Source organism: Streptomyces sp. NPDC033178 (assembly GCF_055577685.1).
In genome coordinates this window covers 25,538-46,989 of record NZ_JBVIPT010000017.1, presented here as the reverse complement: position 1 = coordinate 46,989, position 21,452 = coordinate 25,538, and the positions used below count along the sequence as shown (strand labels likewise).

Genomic DNA, 21,452 nt, shown 5'->3' with positions numbered 1-21,452 from the left:
TCGTCGCGCCCGGCCGTGGTTACGACAGCTGGCCGTCGTAGTCCGGCAGCTTGTACGTCTGCTCGGCGTGCCCGCCCGACAGGTCGGTGGTGCTGTTGCCGATGTTCGCGATGATCGTGTAGCCCTTGGCCTCGATGGCCGTGCGCTGGGCCGTCTTGTACTCGGCGACGTCCCTGAACAGGTCGATGAAGTTGCGTACGTACAGGCCCGAGACCTGGTAGCCGACGTGCTTGAGGTTGTACTCCGTCACCGACTTGATGATGTCCGGGCGGGCCGTGACGAAGAACAGGGCGACGCCGCGGTCCTGGGCGTACTTGGCGGCCTCCAGGACGGGCGCGTTGGCCGGCGACGGGTAGCTGAAGCCGAAGTCGGTCTCCAGCGTGGTGTTGTCGATGTCGAAGACGATGGCCTGCTTCTCGCCGGATGACGCGTCGGCGATACGTTCCTTCAGGTGGGGCAGCGCGTCGGCCATGACGGCCCGGCAGTCCTTCTGCCAGGTGTCGTAGTCCACGTCCTCCGCGGCGGCGGCAGAGGCGGCGGTCGCGACGGTGGTGGCCGCGGCGGGGGCGGCGGCCGGGGTCGCGGCGGTGGCAGGGATCGCCAGGGCCGCGGTGACAGCGGTGGCGGCGGCGGTCACGCCTATGAGGCGCTGCCAGCTTCTTCCTGACATGGGATGGGGGGTTCCTCTCGCGTCGGAGCGCTGCGGACGTGGGTCGTGGTGCATGCTCATGTGCGTGTGAGGCCACAGGGAAGCGAAGGGATTACTGGTCGGTAACTGTAGGGTGCCTGGGTGGGGTTGGGACAGACCTCGGACCTAGAGAACCGTGTGCGTCTTCATGACGGCGTGCGTGCCGGGGAAGAGTTCGAGGACCTCTGCGGGTACCTCGGTCGTGTCCGGGTCGAGTGCGAATGTCACCGACCTCAACCCGGGAAACAGAGCCGGTACCGCTGATAGGTCTTCGTTTCCGGTGAATTTGTTGAAGTGGAGTCGCTCAATGCCCGGCAGGACAGGGCCCGCGGTCCAGGGAACGGCGGTCCAGTTGAGGCGCAATTCCCGGAGTTCGGGGAGGAGGGCGACCTCTTCGTAGTCCTCGGGGGTGAGCGGTTCGAGGAGGTTCGCCAGACTCAGCGTCTTCACCGAGCGCATATGGCGCAAGCCGCGCAGCCCGGTGAATCGGAGGGCATTCCTGGTGAATCGCAGATACGTCAGTGCCAGGCCCCGAGGGAGTGCGGCGTCGAGGGAATCGGCCTGAAGCGGTACACCGGTGTCGAGTTCGTGCAGGGTTGCCGAGGTCGAGAGCGGCGCCAGGGCGTGCGGCTTTTCAAGACCCTTCATCTGGTCCAGGGACAGCCATTTCAACGGCAGCGCGGCCAAGGGCGTGAGGTCTTCGACGTGCGGACCGTCGCTGAGGTCCAGATGCCAGAGCCGGTGGAGCGGCGAAAGACAGTCCAGATCGTGCAGTGAGTGGTTGTTCCGCACGACGAGCAGGCGGGTCGTGTCGGGCGGGAGGTGGTTCCTCAGCGCCGCGGCCTCGATGTCCCCGACGAGCTGGAGCTGTGGGCGTCCGCCGAGTGAGTGCAGTGCGCGCAGATGGGCCGCCGAGTGGACGGCGAAGTAGAGGTCTTCCTGGGGCAGGTGGGCGATGACCTCGGCCGCGTACCGCTCGGTGTCGAAGCGGTGCCAGGTCCAGGTGAGCTGAGTGCGGACCGACATGGCGGGGTGGCCGCGGAAGCGGGCCAGGACCGGGACGGACTCGTCCGTGCCGATGAGGGACGCGGTGACGACAACAGCCCTCGCCTCCGCGTCGGACAGGCCCTCAGGACCAGGCAGCAACTCCAGGACGAGCGGGCCGACCGAGGCCAGTTCCTTGGCCTCCTCCACCGTGCGCGGCGGAATGAGCATCGCCGCCTGCTCCTCCACGGCCGCCCGGACCTTCGGGTCGAGCTCCGTGGCGTGTTCCAGGCCGGCCAGGGCGAGGAGGCGGATACGGGTGCTCGCGGCGGGGTCGGTGCGTTCGGCGGAGGCGGCGGCGAGCAGGTCGCGGAGGAAATCGGCCCGTTCGCGCGGGCGGGCGTGGGCGACGGCCATCCGGATCACGTCGGACCACTGGTGGTCGGCGGCGTTGCGGACGAGCAGCCCGAAGTCGCCGTCCTCCACCGCCGCCTTCGCGCCCAGGTAGTCCTGGAAGGTGCGGTGCACGAACTCCACGGTTCCCAGGGTGGGTTCGCGCAGCAGTCCGCTGCGTACGAGGAGATGGCGGTGGATCGCGGTCGCGTCGCCCTGGCTCGCGGCGGCGGGCAGGGACGGCAGCGCGTCGGCGATGAGCCGCTCGGCGCGCTCGCGGTCCATCTCCGCCTGGTTGTTGCGGATCAGCCAGTAGGCCAGGCGCTGGAGCAGCTGGATCTGCGGGAGTTCCGTGAGCCGGATGTCGTCGTGCGGGAGCATGTCCCGCTCCTGGTCGCGCCGCGAGAGGAGCATGGAGAGGGCGGCGTCGTACAACTCCTGTCGTCCGTGCGGGAGATAGCCGCGCCGGTCGCGGTGCAGGGCGCAGATGAGGCCGCACATCAGGGGGTTGGTGGCGAGGCGGCCGAGATCGGGCTTCGTGCGGACGGCGTCGAGGAGCGATGTCTCGTACGCGGTGAGGCGTTCCGTGTCCGGGGCGCCGATCCGGGCCGCCCTGTGCCAGCGCTCGACGAACGCGGTGACGTCCTCGCGGCTCATCGGTGAGAGCGCCAGCTCGGTGAAGCCGTCCGCGGCGAGCCAGTCCTCGCGTACGGCCGAGGGGCGGGAGGTGACCAGCCACTGGTTGCCGGGGTAGGCGTCGATCAGGTCGCGCAGCCAGCGGCGGGTGCGCTCGCGGTCGGACTCCGGGATCTCGTCGATGCCGTCGACGAGCAGCAGACCGCGGCCCGCTGTGAGTACCCGGTCCGGCCAGGCGTCCGGGGCGGCGTCGTGGAACGGGACGCGGACGGCGGCGAGGAAACCGGCGGGCGCCGGCAGTCCTTCGGGGCGGCGTACGAGCGTCCGCAGCGGCAGTACGAACGGGATGCGGTCCCCTCGCTCACCCCGCGCCGCCGTGACGGCGAGCCACTGCACCAGCGTCGTCTTGCCCGAGCCGGCCACGCCCCGCAACAGCACCAGATCCTGCTCGGCCAGCGCCTTGTCGGCGGGGAGCGGGGTGCCGGGCGAGGCGATGTACCGGCCGTCCTCGTCGCTCGTGGCGGGGCGCAGGGCCTGAAGGGTGAGGTAGGCGGCGTCCAGGGGCCAGCGGTCCGGGGTGTTGGCCAGGTCGATGCCGTAGATGGTGAGTTGGCTGTGCTTCGTCGCCGCGTACGCGAGATACCGCCGCTCGAACGCCCCGTCCCCGTCGCCGGGGCGTGGGGTGCGGGCGATCAACTCGTCGACCTTGGCGATGAGTTCGGACTGGCGCCGGGTCTGCTCGACGAGGGTTCGGGCGACGAACGTCGAGCGCTGGGTGAAGAAGTGCAGGATGTGCAGACAGGCCGTGTCGAGCAGCCGCTCGTAGAAGAGCGTCGCGTCGAAATCGAGGTCCAGGTCGGGGCTTCCGGCGGCATGCCGGAGATGGAGCGCGAGGCCCGAGTGGCCGAGAGCCACCGCCTGGGCGTCGGTCATGGTGATGTCGCCGAGGGCGCGGAGGGTGTCGGCCAGGGCGTGGACGACGGGTTGTGCCTCGTCGGGGGCGATGGGGCGTTCGTCGGAGTCCTTCAGGGCCCGCCTGACCAGCTCGGAGGCGAGCCGGGTGACGTCCTTCTCGCCGAGCGTGCGCTGCTCGCCCTTGAATGAGACGCGGGACGAGATGCGTACGGGCCTGTCGACCAGCCCCGCGCCCGGCCCCTCCGGCGTGAAGAGCTTCCTGATCAGCGGTGTGGCCACGCTGGATGCCAGCCGGACTCCGACGGTCGCTGGTTCCATGGCGCTCCCCCGAGGGCATGGTGGGTGGTTGGCGTGGACGCTCCGCTGGAGGCCTCGCGATTCGGCTGCGGGTCCGTCGTGGTTGATCGCGCCCCGCGGCGGAACCGCACATGTCACGGCCCCGCGCCCCTGAGGGGCGCGGCCGAACCAGCCTAGTGGTCGGGGCCGGCCCTGTCTGTGGATCTTGGGGCGGGAAAACCGTTGGCACCGGCGTCCGGTTCGGCAGGATCATCCGCGATGACCGAACTGTCTGCAGAGGGAGCCGTGATGGGCGCCGACGAACCCGAAGTCCGTACGACGGCAGGTGTGGTGCGGGGAGCCGGAGAGGCGTCGGGATCGGCGGTGTTCAAGGGGATCCCGTTCGCCGAACCACCCGTCGGCGCACTGCGGTTCGGGGCACCGGTGCCCGTGCGGAGCTGGGACGGCGTACGGAAGACGGTCGCGTACGGGACACCGCCCCCGCAGTCCGCCGCGTTCGGCATGGACGCGCTGGTGTCCGGCGACGCGGTGGACGAGGGCGACTGGCTGACCCTCAACGTGTGGACGCCCGACCCGGACCCCGGCGCGGCGCTACCGGTGATCGTGTGGATGCACGGCGGCGCGTACGTCATCGGGATGTCGGGCCTGCCCGAGTACGACGGCGGCCGGCTGGCGCGGGAGGGCGCCGTCGTCGTGGTGACGCTCAACTACCGCGTCGGCATCGAGGGGTTCGCGCACATCGAGGGAGCGCCCGCCAACCGGGGGCTGCTCGACCAGGTGGCCGCGCTGGAGTGGGTGCGGGACAACATCCGCGCCTTCGGCGGCGATCCGGGCCGTGTCACGGTCGTCGGCCAGTCGGCGGGCGCGGGTTCGCTGGCCGCGCTGCTCGCGATGCCACGCGCGGCAGGGCTCTTCGGCCGGGCCGTCGCACAGAGCGTGCCCGGTACGTTCTTCTCCCCCGAGCTGGCCGCCGACATCGCCCGGGAGTTCGCCGCGGAGCTGGGCGTGCGGCCGACGGTGGAGGTCCTGGGCGCGGTGGCGCCGCGACGGCTGCCCGCGGTGGCGGACGCGGTCGGCGCGAAGTGCGGGGAGTTCGCGGAGCGGTGGGGGCCGACGGCCCACGCGCTTATCCCGGTCGCGCCCGTCGTCGACGGCGAGGTGCTGCCGGCCGCCCCCTGGGAGGCGCTGGCCTCCGGCGCGGGACGGGACGTCGAACTCATCGTCGGCCACACCCGTGACGAGTTCCGGCTGATGATGCTGCTCCGCGGACTGACCGGCGAGGTGACGGAGGATCAGGCCGCCGTCGCACTCCGGACGTTCGGGCCGGGCGGTGCTGCTGGCGGGGCGGCGAGCGGTGACGCCTACCGTGCCGCCTTCCCCGCCGCGAGCGACGAGGAGCTCTACGAACTCGTCCAGTCCGACTGGCTGTTCCGTATGCCCTCGCTCCAGCTGGCCGAGGCACAGATCGCGGGCGGCGGTAGCGCACACGTCTACGAGCTGGTCTGGGAGGCGCCGGGCATGGGCGGGATGCTGGGCGCCTGCCACGGGCTCGATGTGCCGCTGGTGTTCGGCAACCTCGGCGAGGGTCTGCCGGCGCTGCTGCTCGGGGAGGAACCGCCCGCCGAGGCCGCGGAGTTGTCGCGGTTCGTCCGGGCCGCCTGGACGGGGTTCGCGGCGGGGGATGGCCCGGGGTGGTCCGCGTACGACGTCGAGCAGCGGTCGGTGCGGCTCTTCGACGCGAGGCCCTCGGTGGCCCCGTACCCGGAGGAGGTGTCGCGGGGGCTCTGGCGCGAGCATGTGTTCGGGGCGCTGCCGCTGCTGGGGTGATAGCGAACGCGTGCGCCCCGCACGCGCGCTTACGTTCCGGGCTGTACGGTGTCGATGGCGTCCTGGACCACTCGGCTCAAGTCCTCCTCCGTAGGGACGAGTTCGCGGTCGGCGGGGGACAGCGTCGAGTAGTTCGTCACGGCGAGCGGGTTGTTGCTGGCGTCGAGAGCGAGCTGAACAGCCGCCTTGTTGTGCCGTGTCCCGATGAGGAAGCCGATCGTCGCGTCGTCGCGCTCCTCGTCGCGGACCATCTTGTCGACCACGCTCACATAGAAGTTGAGCTTGCCGACGTGCTCGGGGCGTACGTCCCTGGTCTTGAGCTCGAAGACGAAGTAGCGGTGCAGCTTGAGGTGGTAGAAGAGCAGGTCGATGCGGTACTCCTCGCCGCCGATGAGCACGGGGTACTGGCGACCCACGAAGGCGAAACCTACGCCGAGTTCCGTGAGGAAGCGGACCATGTTGGCGACGATCGCCTCTTCGAGCTCGTGCTCGGCGTGGTGCTTGTCGAGGCCGAGGAAGTCGAGGCGGTACGGGTCTCGGGCCAAGTCCTTGAGCGCGGCCGAGCCCTCCGGGACGGTCACCTCGAAGTTGGTGGCGGCGGAGCCCTGGGTGAGGTGCAGGTCCTGGTGGATGAAACGGCTGAGGAGGTCCCGGGACCAGCCGTTGCGGACGGCTTCTGTGGCGTAGAAGTCCAGGTCGGGGCGGGTGTCGAGTTTGTCCATGAGAACCGTGACGTGGCCCCACGGCAATTGTCCAACAGGCTGTTGGACAATTGGCTCAGGCCAGGTTCGGGCCATCTTGTGCATGTACATCAGGTTGCTTCGGGAGAAGCCCCGCTGGTTCGGGAACGCCGCCTTCAGGTCCGCGGCGAGTCGCCCCACGACCTTGGTGCCCCAACCCTCCTGCTGCTGACGGGCCAGGATGAGTTTGCCGATCTGCCAGTACATCTGGACGAGCTCGGTGTTGACGGCTCGCTGCGCGCGGAGGCGGGCGCCCGCGACGGTTTCCTTGACCTCGCCGAGGAGGTCCCCGTACCAGGAGGGCAGGGCGCCGAGCTGGGCGGGGATGGTGGCTTCGGCCTCGGTGTTCTTGTGCATGGGGTGAGGCTTGCGCATGGTGATCTTTGTGCGCGGGCGAATGGGGTCAGGTCATCCGAACGTGTGGGTTTGCGGTGAGTGTTCGCATGAGGGCCGCGAGCGTGGCGGGTGTTGTGGTGAGGCTGACGGCGGGGGTGTCGCTTTCGCGGAGGTGGATGGCTCCGGTGGGGGTAGACGCGGCTATGTAGAGGCAGTTGTCGCCGGCGCCGTCACTGAAGGAGGACTTTTGCCAGGTGAGTTCCGACATGGCGCGCTCCCTAATACGTGTAGAGGATGTGGTGGATGAGCCCCCAGGAGTCCCGGTGGTCGTGACTGCCGGGAGGGCCGTCTGCCGTCACCGGTGAGAGGGCGTTACGGCTGAGGGTGTCGAAGGTGCCTTTGTAGCGGGCGATGGACTCGGCGTCGCCCAGGCGGAGGGGTTCGGCCGGGTGTTCAAGGATGACCGTCTCCAGTCCGTGGGCCGTTGAGTCGAGAACCAGGAGTGGCGTGCCGAACCAGGCGCGGGCTCCGGCGTCGAACGGCAGGATCTGGACGGTGGTTCCTGGGCGTTGGGCGGCCCGGAGGAGGTGGGTCAGCTGGCCGCGCATCACCTCCGCGCCGCCGACGGTGATGCGTAGGGCGGCCTCGTGGATGACGGCGTGGGCTTTGGTGGGGGAGTCCTCCGAGAGGATCTGTTGGCGTGCCCGGCGGTAGCTGACCAGAGTCTCGATCTCGGCCGGAGAGGCACCGGGGCGCGAACTGAGGAACAGAGCTCGCATGTATGCCTCGGTCTGGAGCAGGCCGGGGATCAGCAGGGTTTCGTAGCTCTGGATTCCGGTGGCCAGCGACTCCAACTCGGCAAGGTCCAGGCTGCGTTGGGGTAGCGCCTTGCGATACTCGGTCCACCAGCCCTTGCCCTTGCTCTCGGCCAGGCTCACCAGGGCGTCGAGGTACTCCTCATTACTGCATCCGTATCCCTTGGCGAGGTCACGGAGGCGCCGCGAGGGGATGCCGGTACGGCCTGCCTCGATGTGTGTGAGGTGCGGGCCGCCCATGTCGATCAGGCGACTGCCCTCGGTGACGGAGAGTCCTGCCTGTTGACGCAACTTGCGTAGCTCGGCCCCGACCCGTCGCTGGCGCTCGCTGATGTTGATTCGCAGTGCCACGTGTCGCCTTCCCTGCTCGCTTGAGCCACAGTGTGCCGCCGTGCCGAGGCCTGGTCCACTCAGTAGCCGAAGTAGGTTGCAGTTCTGTGGAGTTAAAAGCTACCTTGAGTGAGGCGACGCTCACGCAGTGATGCAGGAAGCCTCCCTGTCGACGTATGCGCATGCGCGCCGTGTCGTGGAAGAGCACCGCCGGATTCTCGGGCCCATTCCGGGTGGGCCCGTGCCCATGGGGGCGGTAGAGCCACCGCGACCGGCGTTCGTCGACGAGGCGTAGACATTCCGAAGTCTTCCGAGATCCGCATCCCGCGTTCAGCGCCCTGGAGGCGTCACCCATGGAACTTCCGCTCAGCTACACCCTGTTCACCCCTGCCGTCGCGACCTCACCCAAGGTCTGCCGGGACTTCGTGCGCTCGATGCTGGAGACACTGGGGCTCGGCGAACTCGCCGACACGGCTGCGCTCTGCACCTCCGAGCTGGTGACGAACGTGCACCGGTACGCGGAGGGCGACGTGCACCTCAGAGCCGCCATTGACCCGACACATGTGCGGGTTGCCGTGTACGACGGGAGCACACGGCTGCCCTCGCCCCACCGGGCATCGGCCGGGGACGACGGCGGGCGGGGCCTGTTCCTCGTCACCGCGCTGTCGGACGTGTGCGGGGTGACGCCGACGGAGCAGGGCAAAGGGGTGTGGTTTCAGCTCAATCGCTGCTGATTGACGCGTACGGTGTCGGGCAGGGTCGGAGATGCCGAAGGAGCAGCACACCGAAGTGTGCGGCTCCTTTTCGGGTGGCGACCGGCCGGAGGTGGTCGGACTCGGCCGGACGCCCGCTCGTGGATCAGCCGCAGTGGCCGGTCCCCTTCGTGGAGTAGGTGGTGATGCCGCCCTCCCACGTGACGCACTCGCCGCGGGCCTCAATGTGGACGGGCCCGGCGTACGTGGTGAACTGGCCGCGGTCGGTGGCCGTACCACCCGTCTCGGAGCTGAGCCTGGCGAACATGTTCACCGCGGCCCCGGGCTTGGTGCGCACGGTGACCACGCAGTTCTCGCCGGTCGTCTTGTTGTAGGTGAGGAAGGTGGTGCCAAGGTTCTCCATGTTGGCGGAGTCGATCACCTTGTGACCGGTGCCGCAGGCGCCGTTGTACTTCGCGACCGGGGCCTCCGACGCGGCCGCGACTGGGGCCGCCTTGGCCGCCGTTGGCGCTGAGACGGGCGCCGACGCCGAGGCGGGCGCCGCGAGGGCGAGGGCACCACCGGTGACGACGACGGCGACGGCGACTGCGTGACGGACGAGCTTCATTTCTGTTCCCCCTGTGATGTGGTCGTGGATCCATCTGGCCGCGGATCCACGTCGTGCGGTGCGTCCGGCCGGTCAGCTGCCGTCCGCCCCACACCAGGTGAGACCAGGAGGCCCGGGGGTTGGTTGTGGCCTCTTTTGTCACTGTTCTGTCGCCACATGTCGCGGTCCTGTCACCACGCGGCCTGAGCTATGCCGTCACCGGCGGGGGTGGACCACCAGCTTCACGGAGTCGGCCAATGTGTCGGCGTTGTGGATGTGACGGGCCGATTGGACCAACACGGTCTGGAGGGTGGGGTGCGATGCCAGGGGGGCGAGGTCGAGCGCATCCGGCTCGTACACGCTGATGTACTGCATCGACGGGAACGCCGTTACCGCCTGCCGAAGATCCAGCTGCTTGCGGTTGAGCATGAGGAACACCCTGGAGATGCGGTTCAGCACTGTTCCGGTGGCCGCCAGGCTCGCCAGCTCGGCTGGATTCAGGCTCAGGATGGTCAGCTTCTCCAGGCCACCGATCGCCTGCCAGTCCTCAGGGGCAGGCGAAGTGTCCAGGTCCAGCCCGAGCTGACGTAGTGACGGGAACTCTCCGAGTGCCGAGAGGCCGGACGCGTTGCCGGGAAGGAAGACGCACTGCAGAGGTGCTTCACGGGCGATGACGTCGAGCCCTGGCCACGGGGTCTTGGTCCGGAGGCTGAGCATGTCGAGCCGGGTGAGTTCTCGCAGTGGGCTCAGATCTTCAAGCAGGGGAAGATCGGAGAGAATCAGTTCCTCCAGAGGAAGTCCCGTCAGTGGCGCCAGCGATGCGACGCTCGGGCAGCTCACCAAGTTGAGACCGCGCAGCGCCTCGAAGCGGGCAACGAATTCGAGGCTGTCGACCACGCTGTTGTCGATGATCACGAGTTTCTCCAACTGATGGTCACCAAAAGCCCCCGAGATCTCGGCACCGGTGAAGTCCCCCATGCATCGGACTTGGTTGTGGCCTCCCAACCGGTGCAGCGCGGCGAGCTCTTCGGAGGAACGCACGGAGATGACCGTCTCGGGCTTCTCACGCAAGTGATCGATGATCTCCCTCGCATAGGTCTCGGTGTCGAACCGGTACCAGTGGAAGCCGAGCTGATGACGGACCCCAGAGCTCTCGTGGTTCCGATACCTCACGAGATAGGGCAGTGCCGCGTCTCCGCCGATGAGGCATGCCGTCTGGACGACCCGGGCCGCGTCTGCCTCGTCTTCCATGTCCTCAGGCCCGGGCAGCAACTCAAGAACGATCGCGCCGATGTCGGCAAGTTCCTGCGCTTCTTCGTTGCTGCGCGGCGGAATCAGCTCCCCCGCTCGCTTCTCCACCTCCCTCCGCACCTCCGGAGCGAGCTTCGCCGCATGCTCCAGGCAGGCCATCGCCAGCAGATGCAGCCGCGTCCGGTGAGGCGGCTCAGCGTCCCCGCGTCTCAGGAGCCCCCGCAACAGTCTTGCCCGTTCGTCCGGCCGGGCATGGGCGACGGCCATCCGGACGACGTCCTCCCACTGGTCGAGGTGCGCGTGCCGGACCAGCAGATCGAAGTCGCGCTCCTCCACCGCGGCCCGTGCTCCCAGGTAGTCCTGAAAGGTCCGGTGTACGAAGTCCACGGCTCCCTTTGCCGGCTCGCGCAGGAGACCCGACCGTACGAGCAGGAAGCGCAGGATCTCCTCGGCCGATCCCTGCTCGGCGACATGGGGCATCGACGGCAGGAGCCGCTCCAACTGGCTCACGGCGTCCGCGCGGTCCATCTCGGCCCGGCCGTTGCGGATGAGCCAGTACGCGAGCTTCTGCAGGAGCTCGACCTGGGACTCCTCGTCCAGCTCACCGGTCATGCCCTGCATGTCGCGCTCACGGTCGCGGCGTTCCAGGAGCATGGAGAGGGCCGCGTCGTACAGGGCCTTGCGTCCGCGGGGGAGGAAGCCCCGGCGTTCGCGGTGCAGGGCGCAGACCAGCGCGCACATCAGGGGGTTGGTGGCCAGTCGACCCAGGTCCTGTTTGGTGCGGACGGCGTTCAGCAGGGTCTTGCCGAGCGTGGGCTCCGCTCCCGCCGCTTCGTGCCAGCGGCGGATGAAGACCGCGATGTTGTCGCGGCTCATTTGGGAGAGCGCGAGATCGGTGAAGTCCTCGCTGCCCAGCCAGTCGTCCCGTACGGCGGAGGGGCGGGAGGTGACCAGCCAGAGGTTGCCGGGGAAGGCGGAGAGGAGGTCCGACAGCCAGCGACGGGTGCGTTCGCGTTCCTGCTCGGGGACCTCGTCGATACCGTCGATCAGGAGGAGCCCGCGCCCGGCCGACAGCACACGGTCCGTCCAGCCGGAGGGCTGGGAGCCGGTGAGCGGGCAGCCCACGGCGGTCAGGAAGTCCATCGGCGCGGGCAGGACGGCGCCTCCGCGAGTGAGCGTGCGGAGGGGGAGGACGAAGGGTACGCGCCCTATGAGGTGGGCCAGTTCGCCGGTCAGCCGGTCCTGGCGGGCGGTGGTGACCGCGAGCCACTGCACCAGAGTGGTCTTGCCCGATCCGGCGCTGCCGCGCAGCAGGACCCGTTGGCTTCCCGCCAGTGCCCTCTCGACGGGTTGTGGCAGCGCGGGCATCCAGCCTTCGGCCGACGTGACCACACCCCGGCCCTGTTCGGCATGCGCGGCGAACGCACGGTCGGCAACCGGCTGGTGCTCGGCGCTGCGGGACGCCTCCAGGCTCAGATAGGCCGTGTCCAGGGGCCATTCCCGGCACTCGTTGAGGTCGACGCCGTAGATGGTGAGAAGGCTGTGCTTCTTGGCGATGTGGGTCGCGTAGCGTTCCTCGAATTCCGCGTCCTCGGCGGACTGGGAGGGCAGGCGCTGGATGAGGATGTCTGTACGGGCGATCAGTTCGCTCAACTGCCGGCTCTGGTCGACGAGGCTGCGGGCCACGAAGGTCGAGCGCTGCGTCAGGAAGTGCAGGATGTGCAGGCAGGCGTTCTCCAGCAGATGGGAGTACAGGGACACCGAGTCCTGGCTGAGGAACCGTACGAGCTGAGCGCCGCCGGCCCGGTCGTACATCTTGGCGGCCAGTGACTCATGTCCCAGCCGCACGGCCTCGACATCGTCGAGTCCCAGATCGCCCAGGGTGTGCAGGGTGAGTTCCAGGGTGTCAGTGACGGCCTCCAGCTCGGATTGGTCCGAAGCCCGATCGAGTGTCTCCCCGGCCGCGCGCTGCACCAGCTCCTCGACGAGCTTGCGGAGGTCCTTCTCGCTGAGCGTGCGCTTCTCGCCCTTGAACGACACCAGGGCGGAGAGCCGCACCGGACGCTCCACCAGACCAGCCCCGGGGCCCTCCTTGACGAACAGCTTCCGCACCAAAGGCGCGATGATGCCGGACGCGACACGGACCCCGACCGTTCCCGGATCGACCATGGTTCGAGGGTAGGACAACAGCCCTGTGGGAAAGGAGGGTTGGGCCCTACGCCGTGATCGTCACCCCCTCCGGCACGTTCCGTACGCGTGGCAGGCGTGGATTGACGCGCAGGACCTGGAGGTTGGGGAAGAGGGACAGCCAGGACATGTCCGGGTCGGTGGGCTCGGCGTTGAGCCAGAGATGGGTGAGCCGGTCGCGGTCGAGGCCGTCCATGAGGTCGGAGGTGGGGATGACGCCGGCCACCTGGACCCGGGGTCGACCGCCTAGGTGACGCAGGGCCGCGAGTTCGGCGGTGTCGGAGACCGGGAAGTACACGCCGTCGGGATCCAGGTGGGCGATGATCTCGCGCGCGTACCGCTCGGTGTCGAAGTGCCGCCAGGGCCGGGCGAGTTCGGTCCGTACCGCGAGCGAGGAACGCCCCCGCAGACGGGCCAGGTAGTCGATGGCGGCGTCGTCCTCGACCCGGGTCGCCGTGAGGGCGAGAAGCAGCGCCTGCTGGTCGCTCGGCACCTGCTCGGGGTCGGGCAGAAGCTCCAGGACGATGGGCCCCACCCAGCCCAGACTGCGGGCGCCGAGTTCGCTCGTGGGGCGCACGAGGTTCTTCGTACGGTCGTGGACGAGCCGCCGGACCGACGGGTCCAGCTCGGTGACATGGTCCAGGCAGGCCGCGGCCATCAGACGGCGGTGGTTGACCTGGGGTCTGCGCAGCGCGGGCGCGGCGGACAGCAGGCGTTCGAGGAAGTCGCCGCACTCCTCGGGGCGGGCGTGGGCGGCGGCCATCCGGATGACCTCCTCCCACTCGGGCTGGTGGGCGTGGTCGACCAGGTCGCGCAGCCGGCCGCGCGCCACGATCTCCTTGGCGGCCAGATAGTCCTGGAAGGTGCGGTGCACGAAGTCCACCGAGAGGCCCGCCTGTTCGCGCAGCAGCCCGGTGCGGTGCAGCAGATGGCCGAAGATCTTCTCGCCGTCACCCGCCGCGCGTGCGGCGGGGATCGCGGGAAGCGCGCCCTCCAGGATGGCGACGGCCCGTCCACGCGGCAGCTCCGAGACGCCGTCCTCCAGCATGGCGTGCGCGAGTTTCTGCAACAGCCGTTCCCGCGGCTCCTGTTGAAGGCGCACGTCGTCCGCGTACAGCACGTCCCGCTCGGGGTCACGGCGTTGCAGGAGCATCTCCAGGGCAGCCTCGTACAACTCCTTGCGGCCGTGCGGGAGGGAGCCGGAGCGGTCCCGGTTCAGCGCGCAGATCAGGCCGCACATCAGGGGGTTGGTGGCGAGCTGGCGCAGCTCCCGGTAGATCCGTACGGAGTGGAGCAGCCGTTGCTCGTACTCCTTCAGCTCGTCCCGGTCGCGCTGCTCGCGGCAGTTCTCGTCGCCCATCGCGGCCGTGTGCCAGTCCCGGACGAACCGCGTCACCTGGTCCCGGGACATCGGCGCGAGCGACAGCTCCGCGAAGCCCTCCTCCGCGAGACGTTCCTCCGCGAGCCAGCCGTCCGCCACGGCGGAGGGGCGCGAGGTGACCAGGCAGCCGTTCCCGGAGAACACGCGCAGCAGACGGCGGAGCTGGTCGCGCAGCTCGCCGCGCGTCGACTCCGGGGCCTCGTCGATCCCGTCGACCAGCAGCAGGGCACGGCTCGCGAGCAGCGTCCGTACGACCCAGCCCTCCGGCGCCTGGTCGGCGAGCGGATGGCGGACCGCGCGCAGGAAGTCGTCCGGGGCGGGAAAGCCCTCGCGGGCGAACCGGCGTACGGGCAGGACGAACGGCACCCGCGCACCCTCGCGGGCGGTCGCCACGGCGAGCCACTGGACGAGGGTCGTCTTCCCGGAACCCGCCACCCCGCGCAGCAGCACCCGCTCGTGCCCCTCCAGCGCCCGGTCCGCGAGCAGCACGGTCCGCTGCCCGGCCCCGCTCCCGTCGCCGGTGCTCTCCTCGGCCTCCAGGCTCAGATACGTGTCCTCAAGCAGCCAGCGGTCCGGCGCGTTCGGGAAGTCCACGCCGACGATGGTCAGCCAGCCGTGCTGGCGTACGACCTCCTCGGCGTAGCGGGCCTCGAAGTCCGCGTCCTGCTGGGAGCGTTCGGGCCTACGGGCCGCCGCCTCGGTGTCGTTGAGATCGACGAGCTGACGGATGCGGCTGGCACGCTCGGGCATGTGCTGCTGGATGTGGGGCGAGCGCCCGATGAAGTGGTGCAGCACGTGCAGACACACGTTCACGAGCAGCGCGTCGTGGAACCACGCGGCGTCGGGCGACAGTCCCCGGTCCGCGCCCGGCACGGCCCCGCGCAGCCGGCGCGCGTAGTCCTGCGGCCCCAGTCGTACGGCGTCCACGTCGGTGAGGTCGAGTTCCCCGACCGCGAGCAGCGTACGGGCCAGGACGTCCACCACTGCGGGCAGTTCGGACGTGGGGGTCGTGTGCTTCTCTGCGGCCAGCTGGATGAACTCGGCGGCGACCCGGTGCACGTCGTCCGGGGTCGCGCGGGAAGGCTGGGGTCCTGGTGTTCGGAAGAGCCGTTGTGCGAGGGGCGCGGCGTGGGGGGAGGGGATGCGGACAACGGGCTCCATGGGCATCGAGGTCCCTGTGCAGTGGGGCTGTTGTGGGAGTCAAGGGTAGGTCAACTCGGGCTGGATCAGGGGGTGATGAGTGTGGTCCGGGCGGGTACCTGCTGTGCCACGGTCACACTCACCTCTGTCCCCACGTGCACGTCCTCCAGGTTGGGGAAGGCCGAGAGCCAGGCCAGCCCTTCGACCGGATGGGGTGCTTCCACCAGGAGAACGGTCAGTTGCTCGGGCACGATGAGTTCCGTGAGCTCCTCGACCCGGTAGGCACCGGCGACCTTGATGTGCGCCCAGCCGCCGATGGAGCGGAGCATGCGGAGGTCCTTGGTGCTGCGGACGGTCACCGTGCTCTGCCGGACCATGTGCGCGAGGATCTCGCGCGCGTAGAGCTCCTGGTCGAAGTGGTGCCAGGAGCTGGCCAGGACATACTGGACCTGTTCATCGCGGTGTTCCCGGAAGCGAGTCAGGAAGTGCAGCGCGGCGTCGCTGCCCAGCTGAGCGGCCGCCCACGCCACCAGGTATGCGGTCTCGTTGTCGATGCGCTCCGGACCCGGCAGAAGGGCCAGCACCAGATCGCCTCCGGCGCGTGCCAGTTGCTCGGCCTCCGAGCGCTCGCGCGGAGGCACCAGCGACCCCACCCCCTCCTCCACCAGCTGCCTCACCGCAGGCTCGACCTCCGCCACATACCGCAGCCCCGCCGCGGCCAGCAGCTTCCCGCGCGAGGTGTCCAGCCCCACCAGCCGCCGCAGCATCTGCTCCGCCTCCTTCGGCCGGGCATGCGCGACGGCCAGCAGGATGACGTCCTCCCAGTCGTCCTTCTCCGCGTTGTTCACCAACAGGTCGAAGTCCAGCTCCTGCACGGCCAGCCGGGACCCCAGATAGTCCTGAAAGGTCCGGTGGAGGAAGTCCACCCGACCCTCCGCCGGCTCCCGCAGCAGCCCCGACCGCAGTAACAGCGACCGGTAGACGTCCTCGGCGGTCCCGTCGAGGTTCACCGCGGGCACCGCCTGCCCGATGATGTGCAGCGCGTCCGAACGGTCCATCTCCGCGCGGCTGTTGCGGATCAGCCACCACGCCAGCTTCTGGAGCAGCTGGACCTGTGTCGCGTACGGGATGCGCAGTCCGTCGGGATGGTCCAACTCCCGTTCCCGGTCCCGCCGTTCGAGGAGCATGGTGAGGGCGGCCTCGTACAGGGACTTCCTGTCCTGCGGGAGGAAGCCGCGCCGGTCGCGGTGGAGTGCGCAGAGCATGCCGCACATCAGCGGGTTGGTGGCCAGCCGGTTCAGCTCGGACGTGGTCCGCACGGCCTGGAGCAGTGACATCCCCTCGGCCTCGTCCGCTCCGGCGGCGCGGTGCCAGCGTCGTACGAACGTGGCGACGTCGTCGCGTGCCATCGGGGACAGCGTGAGTTCGTGGAAGTCCGCCGCTTCCAGCCATCGCTCGGGGACGGCGGACGGGCGGGAGGTGACGAGCCACAGGTTTCCCGGGAAGGTCCGGGTCAGTTCGCGCAGCCAGCGCCGGGCCGCGTCCCTGCGGTCACCGGCGATCTCGTCTATCCCGTCGACCAGCAGCACACCCCGCCCGGCCCGGAGCACCCGCTCCGCCCAGCCGGTCGGCTGCTCCCCGGCGACCGGGCAGCCGACGGCCTTCAGGAAGTCCCCCGGGATGGGGAACTCCGTCCCCGGGCGCACGATCCTGCGCATCGGCAGGACGAACGGCACCCTCCCGATGAGGTGCGTCAGGCCATGGTCGTACGTACGGCCGGCCGTCGTCACCGCGAGCCACTGGACGAGGGTCGTCTTCCCGGAGCCCGCGACTCCGCGCAGCAGCACCTGGTCGTGCTGGGCGAGGACCTGCTCGGCGGGGATCTGGAGTCCGCCGTCCTGTCCGTCGCGCTCCCGGGTCGCCTCCAGGCTGAGGTACGCGGTGTCGAGCGACCACTCGCTCGTCCCGGTGTCCAGGCCGTAGATGGTCAGCGTTCCGTACCGCCCGGTGATGTGCTCCGCGTACCGCGCCTCGAACCCCGCGTCCTCGGCCGACTGGGACGGCAGACGCCCCAGCAGGACGTCCACGGCCCGCACCAGCCGGGCCAGCTGCCGGCTCTGCGCGGTCTGCTGGCGGGCGATGTAGGTGGAGCGCTGGGTGAAGAAGTTCAGGATGTGCAGCGCGGCCGTGTGGAGCAGCTGCTCGTAGAAGAGCTCCCCGTCCCCGCTGAGTCCGTACGAGATGACGGCCGCGTGGGAACGGAGTGTGCGCGCGAACTCCTCGGGTCCGAGGTCGACGGCCTCGTAGTCCTCGATCGTGAGGGTCCCGAGGGAGGCGAGTGAGTGCGCGAGGGCGTGGGTGACCGCCGTGGCCTCCTCGGCCGTCACCGGCTGTTCCCCCGGCCCGGCCGTCTTCAGGGCCCTGCGGACCAGTTCCGCCGCGACCTTCTCGACGTCCTTCGGCGTGACGCTCCGCTTCTCCCGCCCGAACGACACCAGCGCCGATATCCGTACCGGTCTGCTCACCAGCCCGGCCCCCGGCTGGTCCTTCACGAAGAGCTTCTTCACGAGCGGTGCGACCGCGCTGGACGCGATACGGGCCCCGAGCACTCCGGCGTCGACCATGCACCGAGCGTAGGCGAACCACCTGGGCCCTTGTGTAGCCCCCGCCACATTCCCCGGCCCCTGGATCATGCCCTCCGGTGACATGACGCACAGGCGATTTGTCCGGTACTAGGGCGAGTAGTGGTGGAGTGGAAACGGGCAAAAAGGACCTTTGACCCGGGGGTGATGACGGGGTCGGAGGTCGTGCGACGCGGGCCCGGACCCGTGGCTCAGGGGCCGGGGCGAACGGCCCTGAAGTGGGCGTAAACCAGACTTCCCGTAGAAAAGACGGAGGATTTCGTCCCAGACGTGCTTCTTGTCAAGGAGTCGGAAGTTTCAGCGTCAAGTACGACTTGAGGTCGTAGATGGGGCCTTTGTGGGATGACGGGGGCGCGGGTTACCAAGGGATGCCTCGCCCGGTGCGCCGACAGCGCGCCGGGTGTGTTGATGTCCGTCCCCCTGGAGGTAGTCCCCATGTCGCAGCGCATTACGTCCCACCTTCCCGGCACGCCGAAGCTCCGTGTCCGGGCGGCCGCCATGGCTCTCGGCCTGGGCGCCTCGGCCGCGCTCGGAGCGGGGGTCGCGGTCGCCGCAGACACCAAGGCGAGCGCCGTCGCGCTGCCGGGCTCCGCCGCCGTCTCCGTGCAGCAGCAGGCCGCCGCGCAGGCCAAGGCCGCTGCTCAGACGAAGGCCAAGAGCAAGACGGCCGCCAAGAAGGCAGCCGCCAAGCCCGTCGCGGCCAAGAAGGCCGCCTCCTGGGTCGACCCCGTCAAGAAGTACAAGCTCTCCGCGAAGTTCGCCCAGGCTGGCAACCTCTGGTCGTCCACCCACTCCGGCCAGGACTTCGCCGTCGCCTCCGGCACGCAGGTCGTCGCCGCACACGGCGGCACCGTGGTGAAGGCCGGCGGCAACGGCGCCGGTGACGGACCCGCGTACGGCAACGCCGTCGTGATCAAGCACGGCAACGGTACGTACTCGCAGTACGCGCACCTGTCCCGCGTGGACGTGAAGCCCGGCCAGATAGTGAAGACCGGCCAGCGCATCGCCCTGTCCGGCAACACCGGCAACTCCAGCGGGCCGCACCTGCACTTCGAGATCCGCACGAAGGCGAGCTACGGCTCGGCGGTCGACCCGGTCGCCTTCCTGCGCTCGAAGGGCGTGAGCCTCTAAGAGGCCTCAGGGGCTCGGGGCCCAAGGCTCAAGAGCCCAGCCCAGCCCAGCCCAGCCCAGGCCAGCCTGGGCCCTGGGTCCTGGGTCCTGGCCTCAGAGTGACTCGTGCGCGCCCGCGTGCGCCCGCGTGACCAGATCGATGGCGACCTCCAGGACGGCCTTCCGCTTGTCCTCGGGGTCGCCTTCCATGTCCTTGAGGGCGAACATCCCGGCGTGCATCGTGAAGAGGGCGCTCACGCACCGGACCTGGTCCGTCAGCGCGGCGTCCGGCTCCTTGATGATGTCCAGCATCCCGAGCATGCGGTCCTTGAAGGACTCGCCGATGCTCAGCTCGCGGATCGTCGCCTGGTTCTCCTGCATGAAGCGGAAGAGGGGGGCCGCGTTGGTGAGCGCCTCGCTGTAGCGGCTCAGCAGTTCCTGCTTGGTCTCCAGGGTGTGCGGCTGCCCCTTGCCCCACTCGATCAGCTCGTCCATCGGCCTCGTCAGATCCTGGAAGAGGCTGATGAGGATGTCTTCCTTGGTCTTGAAGTGGTAGTAGAGCGCCGCCTTCGTGACGTCCAGCCGTTCGGCGATCTCCCGCAGTGACGTCTTCTCGTACCCCTGCTCGGCGAAGAGTTCGACGGCCACGTCCTGGATGCGCTGACGGGTGTCCCCGCGCCGCCGCTGCCTGCTGCCGTCCATCGTGGCTGCTCCTCGTCCTTGTCGTCCCTACGTGTCGTAGGTGCTCGCCGTAAGGTAAAGAAAAACTTACTTGACGCCCGGCTAGTTACGGGTCTACTTTCCCTCAGTGTAGTCAACTAGCCGGTCGGCAAGTAAGTGCAAGTAAGCAGCAGTGCAGTACCCAGGGGAGTGGGGACAGTGGCGGACACCAAGGCGGCTGACGCAGCCGAGGCAGTGGCAGAAGAGGGGGCGGGACCGGGAGCGGAACAGGGGGCGGCCGAGGCCGAGGGCAAGCAGCCCAGGAGCGTACGGGTCGTCTTGCTCGCGCTGATGATCGCGATGCTCCTCGCGATGCTCGACAACATGATCGTCGGCACTGCCATGCCGACGATCGTGGGGGAACTGGGCGGGCTCGAACACCTGTCGTGGGTCGTCACGGCCTACACGCTCGCGACGGCCGCCTCCACCCCGATCTGGGGCAAGCTCGGCGACATGTACGGGCGCAAGGGCGTCTTCATGACCTCGATCGTGCTCTTCCTGATCGGGTCGGCGCTGAGCGGCATGGCCCAGGACATGGGTCAGCTCATCGGGTTCCGGGCGATCCAGGGACTCGGCGCCGGCGGTCTGATGGTCGGCGTCATGGCGATCATCGGTGACCTGATTCCGCCGCGGGAACGCGGCAAGTACCAGGGCATGATGGCCGGCGTGATGGCCCTCGCCATGATCGGCGGACCGCTGGTCGGCGGCACCATCACCGACCACTGGGGCTGGCGCTGGTCCTTCTACATCAACCTGCCGCTCGGTGTCGTCGCGCTGATCGCCATCAGTGCCGTACTGCATCTGCCCAGGAAGCGGGCGCAGGCGCGGATCGACTACCTCGGGGCCGGGCTGCTCACCGTGGGCATCACCGCGATCGTGCTGGTCACCACCTGGGGCGGGACCGAGTACGCCTGGGGCTCCGCCATGATCATGGAGCTGATAGGGATCGGGGTCGCGTCGCTCGTCGGGTTCCTGTTCTGGCAGACCAAGGCCGCCGCGCCGGTCGTGCCGCTGCACATCTTCCGGAGCGGCAACTTCTCGCTGATGTCCGTCATCGGCTTCATCGCCGGGTTCGTGATGTTCGGCGCGGTGCTGTTCCTGCCGCTCTACCAGCAGTCCGTGCAGGGCGCGTCCGCGACCAACTCCGGATTGCTGCTGCTGCCGATGCTCGGCGCGATGCTCGTCACCTCGATGGTCGCCGGGCGGGTCACCACCAACACCGGGCACTACAAGGCCTTCCCGATCGTGGGCAGCGCGCTGATGGCCGTCGGGCTGTACCTGCTGTCGCTCATGGACACGGATACGTCGCGACTGACGTCCGGGGTGTACATGGCCGTGGTCGGTGCGGGGATGGGCTGCCTGATGCAGATCACCATGCTGGTGTCGCAGAACAGTGTCGAGATGAAGGACATGGGCGTCGCGTCGTCCACCACCACGCTGTTCCGTACGCTCGGGTCGTCCTTCGGGGTCGCGATCATGGGCGCGCTCTTCAACAGCCGGGTCCAGGACGTGATGGCCGAGCGGGCCGGAGCGCTGGGCTCGAAGGTCACCGAGCAGTCGGCCCAGCTGGACGCGGCGAGCCTCGCGAAGCTGCCGGTGGCCGCGCGGGAGGCGTACCAGCACGCGGTGTCCGCCGGTACGCACTCGGCGTTCCTCCTCGGAGCCGTGGTCGCGGTCGTCGCCCTGGTCGCGGCGGTGTTCGTGAAGGAGGTCCCGCTGCGGGGCGGTTCGGCGCCGAAGGCGACCGAGACGGTCTGAGCG

At 69.2% G+C, this 21,452-nt stretch carries 14 protein-coding genes; 4 read left to right on the top strand and 10 right to left on the bottom strand.

Annotated features, from left to right (window positions below):
- Positions 1–19: 19 nt before the first annotated feature.
- Both ACZ5VQ_RS35120 and ACZ5VQ_RS35115 read right to left on the bottom strand, forming a co-directional pair.
- Positions 20–670: an HAD family acid phosphatase gene (locus ACZ5VQ_RS35120; protein ID WP_469108483.1), complete on the bottom strand. Its 651-nt coding sequence runs from the start codon at positions 668–670 to the stop codon at positions 20–22.
- Positions 671–814: 144 nt separating this feature from the next.
- Positions 815–3,934: an NACHT domain-containing protein gene (locus ACZ5VQ_RS35115; RefSeq protein ID WP_469108482.1), complete on the bottom strand. Its 3,120-nt coding sequence runs from the start codon at positions 3,932–3,934 to the stop codon at positions 815–817.
- Between the two features lie 237 nt (positions 3,935–4,171).
- Between ACZ5VQ_RS35115 and ACZ5VQ_RS35110 the strand changes: the two genes are divergently transcribed.
- The gene (locus tag ACZ5VQ_RS35110; RefSeq protein ID WP_469108481.1) at positions 4,172–5,740 is read left to right on the top strand and encodes a carboxylesterase/lipase family protein; all 1,569 of its coding nucleotides are present in this window, start codon (positions 4,172–4,174) and stop codon (positions 5,738–5,740) included.
- 29 nt (positions 5,741–5,769) lie between these two features.
- Here ACZ5VQ_RS35110 and ACZ5VQ_RS35105 read toward each other — a convergent pair whose 3' ends face one another.
- Genes ACZ5VQ_RS35105 through ACZ5VQ_RS35095 form a run of 3 tightly spaced genes read right to left on the bottom strand, consistent with a single transcriptional unit; the run spans position 5,770 to position 7,982 of the window.
- Positions 5,770–6,855: a PDDEXK nuclease domain-containing protein gene (locus tag ACZ5VQ_RS35105; RefSeq protein ID WP_469108480.1), complete on the bottom strand. Its 1,086-nt coding sequence runs from the start codon at positions 6,853–6,855 to the stop codon at positions 5,770–5,772.
- A gap of 28 nt (positions 6,856–6,883) precedes the next feature.
- A complete protein-coding gene (locus ACZ5VQ_RS35100; RefSeq protein WP_469108479.1) occupies positions 6,884–7,084 on the bottom strand; it encodes a DUF397 domain-containing protein in 201 nt (66 codons plus the stop codon).
- A gap of 10 nt (positions 7,085–7,094) precedes the next feature.
- Positions 7,095–7,982 carry a helix-turn-helix domain-containing protein gene (locus ACZ5VQ_RS35095; RefSeq protein ID WP_469108478.1) on the bottom strand — a complete coding sequence of 296 codons (888 nt, stop codon included), beginning with the start codon at positions 7,980–7,982 and terminating at the stop codon, positions 7,095–7,097.
- Between the two features lie 332 nt (positions 7,983–8,314).
- Between ACZ5VQ_RS35095 and ACZ5VQ_RS35090 the strand changes: the two genes are divergently transcribed.
- Positions 8,315–8,695 carry an ATP-binding protein gene (locus ACZ5VQ_RS35090; RefSeq protein ID WP_469108477.1) on the top strand — a complete coding sequence of 127 codons (381 nt, stop codon included), beginning with the start codon at positions 8,315–8,317 and terminating at the stop codon, positions 8,693–8,695.
- A gap of 124 nt (positions 8,696–8,819) precedes the next feature.
- Here ACZ5VQ_RS35090 and ACZ5VQ_RS35085 read toward each other — a convergent pair whose 3' ends face one another.
- The 4 genes from ACZ5VQ_RS35085 to ACZ5VQ_RS35070 form a co-directional block, all read right to left on the bottom strand.
- Positions 8,820–9,281: a spore-associated protein A gene (locus ACZ5VQ_RS35085; protein ID WP_469108476.1), complete on the bottom strand. Its 462-nt coding sequence runs from the start codon at positions 9,279–9,281 to the stop codon at positions 8,820–8,822.
- 195 nt (positions 9,282–9,476) lie between these two features.
- Positions 9,477–12,680 (bottom strand): NACHT domain-containing protein, encoded by a 3,204-nt coding sequence (locus tag ACZ5VQ_RS35080; RefSeq protein WP_469108475.1) that lies wholly within the window; start codon positions 12,678–12,680, stop codon positions 9,477–9,479.
- A gap of 46 nt (positions 12,681–12,726) precedes the next feature.
- Complete coding sequence (locus ACZ5VQ_RS35075) at positions 12,727–15,240, bottom strand: NACHT domain-containing protein (protein ID WP_469108474.1); 2,514 nt, start codon at positions 15,238–15,240, stop codon at positions 12,727–12,729.
- A 65-nt stretch (positions 15,241–15,305) separates the two neighbouring features.
- Complete coding sequence (locus tag ACZ5VQ_RS35070) at positions 15,306–17,843, bottom strand: NACHT domain-containing protein (RefSeq protein ID WP_469108473.1); 2,538 nt, start codon at positions 17,841–17,843, stop codon at positions 15,306–15,308.
- A gap of 453 nt (positions 17,844–18,296) precedes the next feature.
- On the opposite strand from ACZ5VQ_RS35070, the gene ACZ5VQ_RS35065 reads away from it, so the two are divergent.
- A complete protein-coding gene (locus ACZ5VQ_RS35065) occupies positions 18,297–18,992 on the top strand; it encodes a M23 family metallopeptidase (protein WP_362080000.1) in 696 nt (231 codons plus the stop codon).
- A 93-nt stretch (positions 18,993–19,085) separates the two neighbouring features.
- On the opposite strand, the gene ACZ5VQ_RS35060 is transcribed toward ACZ5VQ_RS35065, so the two are convergent.
- A complete protein-coding gene (locus ACZ5VQ_RS35060; protein ID WP_469108472.1) occupies positions 19,086–19,673 on the bottom strand; it encodes a TetR/AcrR family transcriptional regulator in 588 nt (195 codons plus the stop codon).
- Positions 19,674–19,886: 213 nt separating this feature from the next.
- On the opposite strand from ACZ5VQ_RS35060, the gene ACZ5VQ_RS35055 reads away from it, so the two are divergent.
- Entirely contained in the window at positions 19,887–21,449 is a 1,563-nt protein-coding gene (locus ACZ5VQ_RS35055) for an MDR family MFS transporter (RefSeq protein ID WP_469108618.1), read from the top strand.
- Positions 21,450–21,452: the final 3 nt, after the last annotated feature.